This window comes from Streptomyces sp. NBC_01622 (assembly GCF_045209635.1).
Lineage (GTDB): Bacteria > Actinomycetota > Actinomycetes > Streptomycetales > Streptomycetaceae > Streptomyces.
This window is the reverse complement of the sequence record NZ_CP109293.1, coordinates 4,210,222-4,224,112: the sequence shown is the minus strand read 5'-3', so window position 1 is coordinate 4,224,112 and position 13,891 is coordinate 4,210,222. Positions and strand designations below refer to the sequence as shown.

The window sequence follows — 13,891 nt, the reverse complement described above, 5'->3', positions numbered from 1 at the left end:
CCCCACCGGCCCGGCAGCACGGAAGGAACCCATGTCCACGGCAGACGGCGGCTCGCTGGCCGGCCAACTCATCGCGGCCCGGGACCGGGCGTTCGTGGGCCGGTCGGCCGAACAGGCCCTGTTCCGCTCCGCGTTGGCGGGTGACCCCGGCGCCGCTCCGGTCCTCTATCTGCACGGGCCCGGCGGCATCGGCAAGTCCGCGCTGCTGCGCCGGTTCGCACAGGAGGCGCGCGGGGCGGGCCGGCCGGTCGTCGAGGTGGACGGCCGTACGGTGTCGCCCACGCCGGAGGGTTTTACGGCGGCCGCGGCCGAGGCGGTCGCCGAGCCCGGGGCGGTGCTGCTGGTCGACACCTTCGAGCTCTGCCAGGGGCTGGAGGGCTGGCTCTGGGAGCAGTTCCTGCCCCGGCTGCCGCTCGGCGCGGTCGCGGTGGTCAGCGGTCGGCAGGCACCCGACCCGGCCTGGGTCTCCGACCCGGGCTGGGCCGACGTCCTGTGGGTCATGCCGCTGCGCAACCTCACTCCCGAGGACGCGCAGGCGTTCCTGCGTTCGCGGGGTGTGGCGGAGGGCGCGCACCACACCCTGCTGTCGTTCACCGGCGGCAACCCGCTCGCCCTGGCGCTGGCCGCCGCGGTGGCCGTCCGGGACTGCCGCCGGACGCCCGGACCGGCGTCCGGCCGGCTGCCGAACCATGACGTCATCGCCACTCTGGTGCCACGGCTGGTGGGGGATCTGCCCAGCGTGGAGCACCGCACCGCGCTGGAGATCTGCGCGTACGCCTACGTCACCTCGGAGGCGCTGCTGCGCGCCCTGCTGGGGGAGCGGGCACCCGAACTGTTCGCCTGGCTGCGGGCGCAGCCGTACATGGAGTCCACGGCGTCCGGGCTGTTCCCGCACGACGTGGTGCGCGAGACGCTGGTGGCCGACCTGCGCTGGCGCGACCCCGAGGGCTTCGTCGCCCTGCACAAGCGGCTGCACCAGTACCTGTTCGAGCAGTTGCGCGCCGCTCCGGCCACGCAGATCCTCCCGGCGACCGGAGCCCTGCTCCACATGCACCGCACCGACGGCCGCATGGCCCACTTCCATGACTGGCGCAGTACCGGCCATGTCTACGACCAGCCGTGCGCCGCCGCCGACGAGGCCCGGGTGCTGGAGCTGATCGAGGAGGCGGAGGGGCCCGAGTCGGCCGGGACGGCCCGGTACTGGCTCGACCGGCAGCGCTCCGCGTTCCGCGTGTACCGCTCCGCGCAGACCGGCGAGATCGTGGCCTGCTCGGCCTGGCTGCGGCTGACCGGGCTGGAGGGCGCGGACGCCGACCCCGTGGTGGCCGCGGCCTGGGCCCACGCGCGCGCCAACGAACCCCTGCGCGCCGGGGAGCACCTGGCCCTGGCCCGGTTCACCGTCGACCCCGCGCACTACCAGCGGCCCGGCCCGGCCACGACCCTGACGCAGTGGCGGGCGATGGGCGAGATCTTCCGCGCCGACCGGCTCGCCTGGTCGTTCGTCGTGATGCGCAACGACGGCTTCTGGGACGGGCACCTGGGCCATTTCGACATGCTCCCGACCGACACCGATCCGGTGGTGGGCGACCACTCCTACCGTCTCTTCGCCCACGACTGGCGGGCCCAGCCCGTCGTCCCCTGGCTGGCGGCGAAGACGGACGTCGCGCTGTCCGGCACCGTCCGCCCCGAGCCCGAACCTGCCGCCGCCGCGGGCACGGCGCCACAGCCGACGGAGCCGACCGAACTCGTCGTGCTGTCGCGCCCGGAGTTCGACGCGGCCGTACGGGACGCGCTGCGCGCCCTGCGCCACCCCGCGCGGCCCGCCGAGAATCCCCTCAACCGCAGCCGGGTCGTCGTGGCGAACGGCGGCGGTCTCGCCGACGTCCTCGCCCGCGCCGTGGACGCCCTGCTGCTGGAACGCGGCGGCGACAAACGCCACCGTGCCCTCACGACCACCTACTTGAAGGCCGCGCCGACGCAGGAGGCCGCGGCCGAGCGCCTGGGCCTGCCGTTCAGCACCTACCGCCGCCACCTCACCTCGGCGGTCGAACGCGTCAGCGACATCCTGTGGCGCCACGAACTCGACGGAGAACCTCTCACCCGCCCCTGAACGCCTACGACGGCCACGAGGCCCCCCTTTCTCCCGTCCGTCCGAATCGCGTACCGACACCATCCCCCCGAGAACTGCTCACTTCCCAGACCGGATGACTGCTCGCTGTAAAACGGGTGCTGTTCACAGCCCGGGGTGCGATGATCCATCGAGCCTGAAGGGGGTGGGCAATGCTGTGGACCGTGCTCGGCGCGCTGGCCTGTGTGGCGGCGGCGATACCCGGAGCGATCGCGCTGACGACGGGTTGGCTCCCGTCGGGGCTGCGGGGCAGTGTCGTACGACCGTGGTTGTGGGGATGCGGCGGACTGCTGACGGCCGTGGGCCTGGGGACGGAATGGTCCCTGCTGTGGCTGCCGTCCATCGACTTCTTCGGACTCCTCGGCCTCGCCCTGATCGTCCTCGGCTTCGTGTGCCAGTCCCGCGCCCGCCGGCATCCCACGCCCCGGTGACCGTCACCCGCAGGACCCTCACCCGCGCCGACCTGACCCCGCTGTCCCGTGCCGCCCTCGGCCGCACCCCGACCACCGTCACCCGTGTCCGGGGCGGTTCGAAGAAGGGCGTCTACCGCCTCGCCTTCGAGGACGGTACGACCGCGGTGGCCTACGTCTGGTCACCGGACGAGGACCTCTGGGACGCCGGACCCGGCGACCCCCGCGACCCCTTCTCCCACGCCTCCGGCCTCACCCTCTTCACGGCGGCGGCCGACCGCCTCGCCGCGGCCGGTGTCCGCACGCCCCGGCTCCTGCACGCAGACCCGACGCACACCCACCTCCCGGCGGACGCGGCGCTCGTCGAGGACCTCCCGGGCGGCACCCTGGAGGACCTGCTGGCCGCCGACCCGGCCGCCGCACCGGAGGCGCTGGAACGGATGGCGGCCCTCCTCACCACCCTGCACACCTGCACGGGCCCGAGCTTCGGGAAGGTCGCGCTGGTCGACAACGGCGGTTCCTCGTACGGCGGTTCGTGCGCGGAGACTGTCGTCGAGCGCGCCCTGAGCGACCTCGACGAACTCACCGCACGCGAGCCCCGGGTCGCCGCCGTCCACACCCGACTGACCGACTGGACAAGGGCGTTGGTCGCGCAGGTCCGCCCTCGCACCGAGCGCCCCGCCCTGATCCACGGCGAACTCGGCGGCGACCACGTCCGCGTGACCGCCGACGGCGACCTCGCCCTCATCGACATCGAAGGCCTGATGTACTTCGACGTCGAGTGGGAGCACGTCTTCCTGCGCCTGCGCTTCGGCCGCCACTACGACGCGCTGCGCACCGAGGGCCTGGACGAGGACCGGCTGCGCCTCTACCGCCTGGCGATGCACCTCTCCCTGGTGGCCGGCCCGCTGCGCCTCCTCGACGTCGGCGACTTCGACGACCCGGAGTTCATGCGGGGCATCGCCGAGCACAACCTCGGCCGGGTCCTCACCCTTCTGGAGAACGCCTCCTGATCTTCGACCCCAGCCACACCAGCGGGTCGTACTTGCGGTCAACTGCCCGTTCCTTCAAGGGAATCAGCGCGTTGTCCGTGATGTGGATGCCCTCGGGGCAGACCTCGGTGCAGCACTTGGTGATGTTGCAGTAGCCGAGGCCGTGTTCGTCCTGGGCGGTCTTCTTGCGGTCCAGGCCGCTCTCGGCGGCCGCGTCGAGCGGGTGCATGTCCAACTCCGCGACCCGCATGAGGAATCGGGGTCCCGCGAACGCCGTCTTGTTCTCCTCGTGGTCGCGGACCACATGGCAGGTGTCCTGGCACAGGAAGCACTCGATGCACTTGCGGAACTCCTGCGAGCGGTCGACGTCCTCCTGCATCATCCGGTACTCGCCGGGAGCGACCCCCTGCGGTGCTACGAACGCCGGAACCTCCCTGGCCTTCTGGTAGTTGAAGCCGACGTCCGTGACGAGGTCGCGGACGACGGGGAAGGCGCGCAGCGGGGTGACGGTGATCGTCTCCTCGCGGGTGAACACCGACATGCGGGTCATGCACATCAGCCGGGGCCGCCCGTTGATCTCCGCCGAGCACGAACCGCACTTGCCCGCCTTGCAGTTCCAGCGCACGGCGAGGTCGGATGCCTGGGTGGCCTGGATGCGGTGGATGATGTCGAGGATCACCTCGCCGTCGTTGACCTCGACCTTGAAGTCCTCCAGGCCGCCGCCCTTGATGTCCCCCCGCCACACCTTGAAGCGGGCCTCGTAGCTGCTCACTCGTAAAGCTCCTCTTCGGCGAGGTACTTGACCAGCTCTTCCTTCTCGAAGAGGGCGAGCAGGTCCGCGCGGATGGGGTCGGTGGTCTCGCGGGTCAGGGTGATCTGCGCGGACACCGGGTCCGTGGCGCCCAACCCGCCTGTGGGATCGGTGAGTTGGCAGATCAGGTTGATGCGGCGCCAGTCGCGGTTCATGCCGGGGTGGTCCTCGCGGGTGTGTCCGCCGCGCGACTCGGTGCGCTCCAGCGCGGCCCGGGCCACGCACTCGCTGACCAGCAGCATGTTCCGCAGGTCCAGGGCGAGATGCCAGCCGGGGTTGAACTGCCGGTGTCCCTCGACCCCGGCCCGCCGTGCCCGTACCCGCAGGTCGGCGAGTTTCTCCAGTGCCTGCTCCATCTCGCCCTCGCGGCGGATGATGCCGACGAGGTCGTTCATGGTCTGCTGGAGTTCCTGGTGGAGGGTGTACGGGTTCTCGGGTGGACGTCCGTTCTCCTTGCCGGGTTCGGGGCCCTCCGCCGAGAAGGGGCGCAGTGCCTCCGCCGCCGCCAGGTCCACCTCGGTGTCGTCCACGAGCGGGCGGCTGTCCGCGAGGTCGGCCGCGTGGTCCGCCGCGTGCCAGCCCGCCCTGCGGCCGAAGACCAGCAGGTCGGACAGGGAGTTGCCGCCCAGCCGGTTGGAGCCGTGCATGCCGCCGGCCACCTCACCGGCCGCGAACAGTCCCGGCACCCCGCGCGCCGCCGCCGTCTCCGACTCGACCGCGATGCCGCCCATCACGTAGTGGCAGGTCGGCCCGACCTCCATCGCCTCCGCCGTGATGTCGACATCGGCCAGCTCCTTGAACTGGTGGTACATGGACGGGAGTCGGCGCCGGATCACCTCCGCCGGCATGCGCGTCGACACGTCCAGGAAGACCCCGCCGTGCGGTGAGCCGCGGCCCGCCTTCACCTCGGAGTTGATGGCGCGGGCGACCTCGTCGCGGGGGAGCAGTTCGGGAGGACGGCGGTTGTTGTCGGGGTCCTCGTACCAGCGGTCGCCCTCCGCCTCCGACTCGGCGTACTTCTCCTTGAAGACGTCGGGGATGTAGTCGAACATGAACCGTTTGCCGTCCGAGTTCTTCAGCACCCCGCCGTCGCCGCGCACCGACTCGGTGACGAGGATGCCCTTCACGGACGGCGGCCAGACCATGCCCGTCGGGTGGAACTGCACGAACTCCATGTTGAGGAGGGGCGCCCCGGCGAGCAGCGCCAGCGCGTGGCCGTCGCCCGTGTACTCCCACGAGTTGGACGTCACCTTGAAGGACTTGCCGATGCCGCCGGTCGCGATCACCACGGAGGGCGCTTCGAGGACGAGGAAACGGCCCGTCTCGCGCTCATAGGCGAAGACCCCGGAGACCCGGCTCCCGTCCTTCAACACCCGTGTGACAGTGCACTCCTGATAGACCTTCAGGCGCGACTCGTACTCACCGGTCTCCTTGTGGTCCTCCTGCTGGAGCGACACGATCTTCTGCTGGAGCGTGCGGATCAGCTCAAGTCCCGTACGGTCGCCGACGTGGGCCAGGCGCGGGTACTCGTGGCCGCCGAAGTTGCGCTGGGAGATCCGGCCGTCCTGGGTGCGGTCGAAGAGGGCGCCCCAGGTCTCCAACTCCCAGACCCGGTCCGGGGCTTCCATCGCGTGCAGTTCGGACATGCGCCACTGGTTGAGGAACTTGCCGCCGCGCAGGGTGTCGCGGAAGTGGACCTGCCAGTTGTCGCCGGAGTTCACGTTGCCCATCGCCGCCGCGATGCCGCCCTCGGCCATCACCGTGTGGGCCTTGCCGAACAGCGACTTGCAGATCACCGCCGTACGGGCACCGCGCTCGCGCGCCTCGATGGCGGCCCGGAGGCCCGCGCCACCGGCACCGACCACGACGACGTCCCACTCCTGTCGCTCGACCACGGACATCAGAAGAACCTCGGATCGTTGAAAGCGCCGGAGGCGACCAGGTACACGTAGAAATCGGCAGCTGCCACGCTGATCAACGACGCCCAGGCGAGCTGCATGTGACGGTTGTTCAGCTGTCCCACGAACTTCCACGCCTTGTAGCGCACGGGATGCTTGGAGAAGTGCTTGAGCTTGCCGCCGACGATGTGCCGGCAGGAGTGGCAGGAGAGGGTGTACGCCCAGATCAGCACGATGTTGGCCAGGAAGACGAGGGTGCCGAGGCCCATGTGGCCCCAGTGGTAGTGCTCGTCGCGGAAGGTCAGCACGGTGTCATAGGTGAGCGTGCCCGCCACCAGGAGCGCCGCGTAGAAGAAGTACCGGTGGACGTTCTGCAGGATCAGCGGGAAGCGGGTCTCGCCGGAGTACTTCTTGTGCGGCTCGGCCACCGCGCAGGCCGGGGGAGAGGCCCAGAAGCCGCGGTAGTAGGCCTTGCGGTAGTAGTAGCAGGTCAGGCGGAAGCCGAGCGGGAAGATCAGGATGATGATGGCGGGCGAGATGCCCCACCAGCTCCCGAAGAGGTCGGCGTTCGGGCCCGCGTGCATGGTGCTGCACCGCTCGGCCAGACAGGGCGAGTAGAACGGCGACACGTAGGGCGCCGAGTAGTAGTTCGAGTCCGCGAAAGCCCGCCAGGTCGAGTAGACGACGAAGGCGAGCAGTCCGGCGGCGGTGACGGCCGGGGCCAGCCACCAGCGGTCGGTCCGCAGATGCGGGGCGTCGATGGCGGCGCGCGTACCGGTGCGTACGCCGCCGCTGTTCGGATGGGGTTCCGTACCAGTGGCCAACTCAGGACTCCGGTCGGTTCAGGGTGCGTGGCGGTCGTGGGCGCCGAGTCCTTCGTCGTCCGAGTCCGTCCACAGGGTGTTGTCGTAGGGGGTGTCGGGGATGGAGACGAGATCGGGGCGCCGGGGGCGCTCGATCCCTGGTGCGGCGTCGCGCAGCAGGGCGACGCTCTCGCGCAGGCGGTCCGCGTCGGCCTTGACCCTGCGCATCTCCAGGCCTCCGCTGTCGAATTGCTGTTCCAGCCGTCCCACCGACCTGAACAGGTCTTCAAGACAGCGTTGGACTGACGTCAGTTCGTCGTGCACGGACATGACGTGACCTCACTTCCGTGGGCGTCGGCCCTGGACGGCAACGTTCATGCGCCTGCGAGTGTTGCGCGTCACACCTACCGGTGGGAAGCACTGTGCACGGATTGGCTGGGGTGTGTTGGCGTGTGCGGGGGCGGATTCGAACGTTGCGCCGCACGGGTGGGCTTTGCGGCGCCCCCGCCGTGTCGCCCCACACGGCCGAACCGTTTCCTCTTCAGTGGCCGCATAGATCTGATCAGCTCCATATACCACTAAATGTGAGTATAAGCCCCGCGGCTTTCGGAGGTAACAGTGATGTCCCACGACGACGTCGGACTGCGCGCGGTCATGCGCTCGGTCGCCTTCCTCACCGCGGGCGCGCTCGCGGTGCCCACCCTCGCGGCGTGCAGCTCCGAGGACGAGTCGGGCAAGCCACTGGCCGCACAGGACATCGCGCCCGTCGCGCGTGACCTGGTCGCCGACGGCGGCACCCTGCGCTGGGCCGTCGACGACGTGCCCGAGACCCTCAACGCCTTCCAGTCGGACGCCGACGACGCCACCACCCGCGTCGCCCAGGCTGTCCTGCCCGCCATGTTCCGGCTCGACGCGCAGGGCCGCCCCCAGCGTGACGCCGACTACCTGGAGTCCGCGAAGGTCGTCGACACCTCGCCCAAGCAGGTCGTCCTCTACAAGCTCGACCAGCAGGCCGTGTGGAGCGACGGCCGGGAGATCGGCGCCGCCGACTTCGCCGCCCAGTGGCGCGCCCTGTCCGGCAAGGACTCCGCGTACTGGACCGCGCGCAACGCCGGCTACGACCGCATCGAGAAGATCGAGCGAGGCGCCAACAACCTCGAGGTCAAGGTCACCTTCAGCAGGCCGTACGCCGACTGGAAGTCGCTGTTCTCGCCGCTGTACCCCAAGGACGTCATGGGCACCCCGGACGCCTTCAACGACGGGGCGCGCAGCAAACTGAAGGTCACCGCCGGCGCGTTCGCGCTGCAGAAGGTCGACCGCAAGGACAAGGAGATCGTCCTCGCCCGCAACCCGCACTGGTGGGGCAGGCCCGCGAAGCTCTCCCAGATCGTGCTGGCCGCCGTACCGCTGGACAAGCGGGCCGCCGCGCTCGCCGACGGCACGGTCGACCTCGCCGCCGTCGACCCCGCCGACGCGAGCCGGATCGCGCTCGCCGGCCGCGCCAAGGGCACCGGCACCCCGCTCCAGGGCGCGAGTGCGAGCGCCACGGGCGACACGGAGAGCAAGGACGAGAACAAGGGCGAGAGCCCCAAGGAGAAGAAGAAGCTCAGCAAGAAGGAGCGCAAGGCGCTCGCCAAGTACCTGCGCCAGCAGGACGAGTTGCGGGCCTTCACCGTCCGCCGCTCCTTCGAACCCGCCTACACGCAGCTCGCCCTCAACGGCTCCGAGGGCCCCCTCGCCGACGAACGCGTCCGGCGCGCGGTGGCCCGCGCGCTCGACCGGGAGGCGCTCGCCAAGGTCGTCCTCACCCCGCTCGGCCTGCCCGCCGTACCGGTCGGCAGCCACCTCGCGCTCTCCGGGCAGGCCGCGTACGCCGACAACAGCGGCGCGCTCGGCGACCACGACACCGCGGAGGCGCAGGCGCTGCTCACCGACGCCGGCTGGGTGCTCGGCGGAGCGGTCAAGGACAAGGGCGAGAAGGCGGCCGGCGCCGAGGGGAAGAAGGGCAAGAAGGACGACGAGTCGGAGGGCGGCTCCGACGGGCAGTACATCGTCGGCGAGGACAACAAGGACCCCCAGGACCACACCGACAAGCACGGGCACGGCGACGAGGGGTCCAAGCGCCTCGCCGACGGCAAGCAGTACGACGGCCGCAAGGTGAAGCAGGGCGGGGCGCCCGGCGCGTACGCCCCGAAGGGCACGGCCGCCCCGGCCGGCGCGATGACCGGCACGCTCGCCAAGGACGGCAAGCCGCTCACCCTGCGCTTCGTGCTTCCCTCCGGGACCGGCTCGGAGTCGCTGAGCGCGGTCGCCGACAGCATCTCCCGCATGCTGGAGAAGGTCGGCATCCGCACGGAGATCACCAAGGTCTCCGACGACAGCTACTTCAAGGACCACATCGCGTCCGGTCAGTACGACCTCGCCCTCTACTCCTGGCCCGCGTCCGCCTTCCCCGCCACCGACGCCCGCCCGATCTTCGCCAAGCCGGTCCCGGCCGCCGACGGCTCCCTGAACGTCGAGCAGAACTACACCCGCGTCGGCACCGACCAGGTCGACCAGCTCTTCGACCAGGCCGCCTCCACCCTCGACGAGGACGAGTCCGCCGCCCTGGTCCGCAAGGCCGACGCCCGTATCTGGGCGGCGGCCGGCTCCATCCCCCTCTATCAGCGCCCCCAGCTCACCGCCGCCCGCAAGACCATCGTCAACGCGGGCTCCTTCGGCTTCCAGACCCCGGTCTACGAGGACATGGGCTTCCTGAAGAAGGGGGCGAAGGCGTCGGCGAGTCCGTCGTCCGGGAGCTGATCCGGCTGGAAGCCTCAGAACCGCCTCAACTCGCTTGCCTCGCCCGTTGTGCTCAGTCAGGGTGACACCTGCCTGATCACAGCGGGTTTTCACCAGGACAACGGGGTGACCATGTACGGGGGAACGCGAAGGATGTCGGCCGTGGGTTTCGCGCTCGCGGCGCTGCTCGCCGGGGCCGTGGGGTGTACGAGCGGGTCCGGTGACGCGGGGAAGAAGAGCGACAGCGCGACGGCCGGCACCAAGGAGGCGCAGCCCGCGGTCGCCGACAAGGCGTGTGTGAACGGCACCTACACCTGGATCAACATCGAGAAGCCGACGCGGCTGCTCGGGGTCTCGGACGTGGAGACACTGGGCAAGGGCGGCGGCACGCTGAAGCACAAGGTACGGCGACTGGCCACGGTCCGGATAGCGGTGCAGGCCGGGAGCGGTGCCCCGGCGGCGAAGGAGATCCTCACCTCCCTGGGCGAGAAGACCGGTGTGATCGACCCCGACAGCGATGTGGGGGCGTTCGCGGAGGTCGGCGGCTCGGGACCGGAACTGAACGACGGCAGCATGGCGCCGGAAGGGGCCGGGCGGTTCGTGCAGTACGCCGCCGTGCGGATCGTAGAGGCGGACTTCCGTTACACCTGCCCCGGAGGCAGGACCGCCATCGGGCACGCGGAGAGCTGGAACGTCTCGGTCGACGGCCTCCTCGAATGCGACACCAAGACCGGCAACGCCACAGCTCGTGAGGCCGCCCGCCTCTCCTGCGGCGCGGACTCGGTCGCCGCGAAGGCTGCCTGACCCCACCGCTCCGCAGGGTCCGCCGGGCCCTGCGGAGGCCCCTTCCCCATACGCCACGTACGATGGGGTAAGGCCGTGGCGTGTCCAGCCCGGCAGGGTCCGCGTAACTCAGACGTACGCGCAGGCCTTCCTCACTCTCCGGGAGTACGCCGCAATATGGCCACGCGCCACGACATCCGCAACGTCGCCATCGTCGCCCACGTCGACCACGGGAAGACGACCCTCGTCGACGCCATGCTGAAGCAGGCCGGTGCCTTCGCCGCGCACGCCGCCGAATCGCTCGACGACCGCATGATGGACTCGAACGATCTGGAGCGTGAGAAGGGCATCACGATCCTGGCCAAGAACACGGCCGTGAAGTACCACCCGAAGGATGGCAGCGATGTCATCACCATCAACATCATCGACACCCCGGGCCACGCCGACTTCGGTGGCGAGGTCGAGCGCGGTCTGTCGATGGTGGACGCGGTGGTGCTGCTCGTCGACGCCTCCGAGGGCCCGCTGCCGCAGACCCGCTTCGTGCTGCGCAAGGCGCTCCAGCAGCGCCTGCCCGTCATCCTCTGCATCAACAAGACGGACCGCCCGGACTCCCGGATCGACGAGGTCGTCAACGAGACCTACGACCTCTTCCTGGACCTGGACGCGGACGAGGAGCAGATCGAGTTCCCGATCGTCTACGCGTGTGCGCGTGACGGCGTCGCCTCGCTGACCAAGCCCGAGAACGGCACGGTCCCGCAGGACAGCGACAACCTGGAGCCCTTTTTCTCCACGATCCTGTCGCACGTCCCGGCCCCGCAGTACGACGAGGCCGCCCCGCTCCAGGCGCACGTCACCAACCTGGACGCCGACAACTTCCTCGGCCGTATCGCGCTCCTCCGCGTCGAGCAGGGCGAGCTGCGCAAGGGCCAGACCGTCACGTGGATCAAGCGCGACGGCACGATGTCCAACGTGCGCATCACCGAGCTGCTGATGACCGAGGCGCTCACCCGCAAGCCGGCCGAGATGGCGGGCCCCGGTGACATCTGCGCCGTGGCCGGTATCCCGGACATCATGATCGGCGAGACCCTCGCCGACCCCGAGAACCCGATCGCGCTGCCGCTCATCACGGTCGACGAGCCGGCGATCTCCATGACCATCGGTACGAACACCTCGCCGCTGGTCGGCCGCGGCGGCACCGGCAAGGGCGCCTCCGCGAAGGCGGCCGTCAAGGACCGCAAGGTCACCGCCCGTCAGGTCAAGGACCGCCTCGACCGCGAGCTGATCGGCAACGTCTCGCTGCGCGTGCTCGACACCGAGCGTCCCGACACCTGGGAGGTGCAGGGCCGCGGTGAGCTGGCGCTGGCCATCCTGGTCGAGCAGATGCGCCGCGAGGGCTTCGAGCTGACCATCGGCAAGCCGCAGGTCGTCACCCAGATCATCGACGGCAAGGTGCACGAGCCGGTCGAGCGCATGACGATCGACGTGCCCGAGGAGCACATGGGCGCGGTCACGCAGCTCATGGGCGTCCGCAAGGGCCGGATGGACAACATGTCCAACCACGGCTCCGGCTGGGTCCGGCTGGAGTTCGTCGTCCCCTCCCGCGGTCTCATCGGCTTCCGTACCGAGTTCCTCACCGGTACGCGCGGCACGGGCATCGCCCACTCCATCCACGAGGGCCACGAGCCGTGGTTCGGTGTGCTGACGACCCGTAACAACGGTTCGCTGGTCGCCGACCGCGCCGGCGCCGTCACCGCGTTCGCGATGACGAACCTCCAGGAGCGCGGTGTGCTGTTCACCGACCCCGGCACCGAGGTGTACGAGGGCATGATCGTCGGCGAGAACTCGCGCGCCGACGACATGGACGTGAACATCACCAAGGAGAAGAAGCTCACCAACATGCGCTCGGCCGCCGCCGACTCGTTCGAGGCGATCGTGCCGCCGCGCAAGCTCTCCCTGGAGCAGTCCCTGGAGTTCTGCCGCGACGACGAGTGTGTCGAGGTGACCCCGGAGTCCGTCCGCATCCGCAAGGTCGTCCTCGACCAGAAGGAGCGCGGCCGCTCGGCGAGCCGCGCCAAGCACGCCTGATACACCGGTACAGCTCAACTGAGCCCGGGCGCCCCCTACTTGGGGTGCCCGGGCTCAGTGCGTCGGCCGCGCCACGGTGATGATCTCGGGACTCGCGGGCGTGAGCGGGCCCCGCTCCCAGTCGCCGTACTGCTCGGCGACCGTCAGCCCGGCCTCGGCGAGGAACCCCGACAGGGCGGCACAGTCCAGGAACCGCAAGGTCGACCGGCTGACCTGAGGCTGTGCCCAACGCCCGCCCTCGAAGGTCTCGGTGAACGTCACCCGGTCCGCGACCGGCACGCCCTCGACCTCGTGCCACACCCGTACGAGACCGCCGTCCGGGCCGGTGAACCGGCGCGCCCGGTCGGGCGTCCAGGTCTCCCAGGCACGGGCCGCCGGGTTCCGCGTCTCGAACACGAACCGCCCGCCGGGCGCCAGCGCATCCCGTACGGCACGCAGCGCCAAGCGCAACTCCTCGTCCTGGACCAGGACTTGGAAGGCGTGCCCGGTCATCACCACGAGATCGAACTCGCCGCGCCATGCCGCAGTCCGCAGTTCCCCGAGCACCCACTCGACACCGGGTTCTCGCCGGCGGGCCTGAACGAGCATGGCGGCGGCGGGATCGATCCCCGTCAACCGCCCACTGTGTCCCTTACGACGGGCCCGGTGCAGCAACTTTCCGGTGCCGCAGCCCACATCGAGCACGGCCCGCGCGGACATCACCAGGTCCAGACAGAAGTCGTCCCCCGCACCCCACGGATTGAGCCCGTCGTACAACTCGGCAAGCGACATGTCCCCGAATGACCGATCCACCACCGATTCAGCCTGCCACACCCTCCGCGACGGAACGGCGGGGCTGCCCGCATTCTTGACGGGTTCTCAACCGTGGAGGAAGCGGTACCCGGGCTTTGCGCAAGGCTTGGCCGAATAAAGGGTTATCCCTTGTCCTGGTCAGGAATCCGTACAGGCCGACCGATCCGCACTATTCTGCCGTTGGCGTGATCCTGTCCATGCCCTGTCGGCTGTCCTTGAAGGTCTCCGGCGTGCGGGCGTGTTGATTGCACAGCGGTCGCTGAACCGCAACTGGATTTTCACGCGAGCCGCGTTCGGCATGCGGACATTCAAGCCCGATAGGTGTGTAACAAGTCCGTTTCGCAGGGATCTTTCACCAAACCCTTTGTCCGGATTTTGGAAGATGTACGCGTCAGGTGTGATCGAACC

General features: G+C 69.9%; 11 protein-coding genes. 6 read left to right on the top strand and 5 right to left on the bottom strand.

Translation table 11 applies throughout. The annotated features are described in order from the left end of the window. The first annotated feature begins 31 nt into the window (after positions 1 to 31). From OH768_RS18875 to OH768_RS18865, 3 genes are all read left to right on the top strand, one after another. Positions 32 to 2,110, top strand: a complete 2,079-nt coding sequence (locus tag OH768_RS18875) for an ATP-binding protein (protein WP_406455100.1) — start codon at positions 32 to 34, stop codon at positions 2,108 to 2,110. Positions 2,111 to 2,280: 170 nt separating this feature from the next. Next, complete coding sequence (locus OH768_RS18870; RefSeq protein ID WP_359602695.1) at positions 2,281 to 2,559, top strand: hypothetical protein; 279 nt, start codon at positions 2,281 to 2,283, stop codon at positions 2,557 to 2,559. After that, positions 2,556 to 3,551 (top strand): phosphotransferase family protein, encoded by a 996-nt coding sequence (locus OH768_RS18865; protein WP_406455098.1) that lies wholly within the window; start codon positions 2,556 to 2,558, stop codon positions 3,549 to 3,551. The genes OH768_RS18870 and OH768_RS18865 overlap by 4 nt, the downstream gene beginning before the upstream one ends. Here OH768_RS18865 and OH768_RS18860 read toward each other — a convergent pair. From OH768_RS18860 to OH768_RS18845, 4 genes are read right to left on the bottom strand one after another with little or no spacing between them, the layout of a single operon-like run. Further along, positions 3,526 to 4,302 (bottom strand): succinate dehydrogenase/fumarate reductase iron-sulfur subunit, encoded by a 777-nt coding sequence (locus OH768_RS18860; protein ID WP_406455096.1) that lies wholly within the window; start codon positions 4,300 to 4,302, stop codon positions 3,526 to 3,528. The genes OH768_RS18865 and OH768_RS18860 overlap by 26 nt on opposite strands. Further along, positions 4,299 to 6,242 (bottom strand): fumarate reductase/succinate dehydrogenase flavoprotein subunit, encoded by a 1,944-nt coding sequence (locus tag OH768_RS18855; RefSeq protein WP_406455095.1) that lies wholly within the window; start codon positions 6,240 to 6,242, stop codon positions 4,299 to 4,301. The genes OH768_RS18860 and OH768_RS18855 overlap by 4 nt, the downstream gene beginning before the upstream one ends. Beyond that, positions 6,242 to 7,063 (bottom strand): hypothetical protein, encoded by an 822-nt coding sequence (locus OH768_RS18850; protein ID WP_406455093.1) that lies wholly within the window; start codon positions 7,061 to 7,063, stop codon positions 6,242 to 6,244. Before OH768_RS18850 ends, OH768_RS18855 begins: the two co-directional genes overlap by 1 nt. An 18-nt stretch (positions 7,064 to 7,081) precedes the next feature. Further along, a complete protein-coding gene (locus OH768_RS18845; RefSeq protein WP_406455091.1) occupies positions 7,082 to 7,372 on the bottom strand; it encodes a hypothetical protein in 291 nt (96 codons plus the stop codon). A 291-nt stretch (positions 7,373 to 7,663) separates the two neighbouring features. Here OH768_RS18845 and OH768_RS18840 point away from each other — a divergent pair, with 291 nt between their 5' ends. The 3 genes from OH768_RS18840 to typA all read left to right on the top strand — a co-directional run bounded on the left by OH768_RS18840 (position 7,664) and on the right by typA (position 12,691). Continuing rightward, positions 7,664 to 9,844, top strand: a complete 2,181-nt coding sequence (locus OH768_RS18840; RefSeq protein ID WP_406455089.1) for an ABC transporter family substrate-binding protein — start codon at positions 7,664 to 7,666, stop codon at positions 9,842 to 9,844. Positions 9,845 to 9,985: 141 nt separating this feature from the next. After that, a complete protein-coding gene (locus tag OH768_RS18835) occupies positions 9,986 to 10,627 on the top strand; it encodes a hypothetical protein (RefSeq protein ID WP_406455087.1) in 642 nt (213 codons plus the stop codon). Between the two features lie 156 nt (positions 10,628 to 10,783). Further along, positions 10,784 to 12,691 (top strand): translational GTPase TypA, encoded by a 1,908-nt coding sequence (gene typA, locus OH768_RS18830; RefSeq protein WP_406455085.1) that lies wholly within the window; start codon positions 10,784 to 10,786, stop codon positions 12,689 to 12,691. A gap of 54 nt (positions 12,692 to 12,745) precedes the next feature. Here typA and OH768_RS18825 read toward each other — a convergent pair whose 3' ends face one another. After that, positions 12,746 to 13,486 (bottom strand): class I SAM-dependent methyltransferase, encoded by a 741-nt coding sequence (locus tag OH768_RS18825; RefSeq protein WP_406455083.1) that lies wholly within the window; start codon positions 13,484 to 13,486, stop codon positions 12,746 to 12,748. Positions 13,487 to 13,891: the final 405 nt, after the last annotated feature.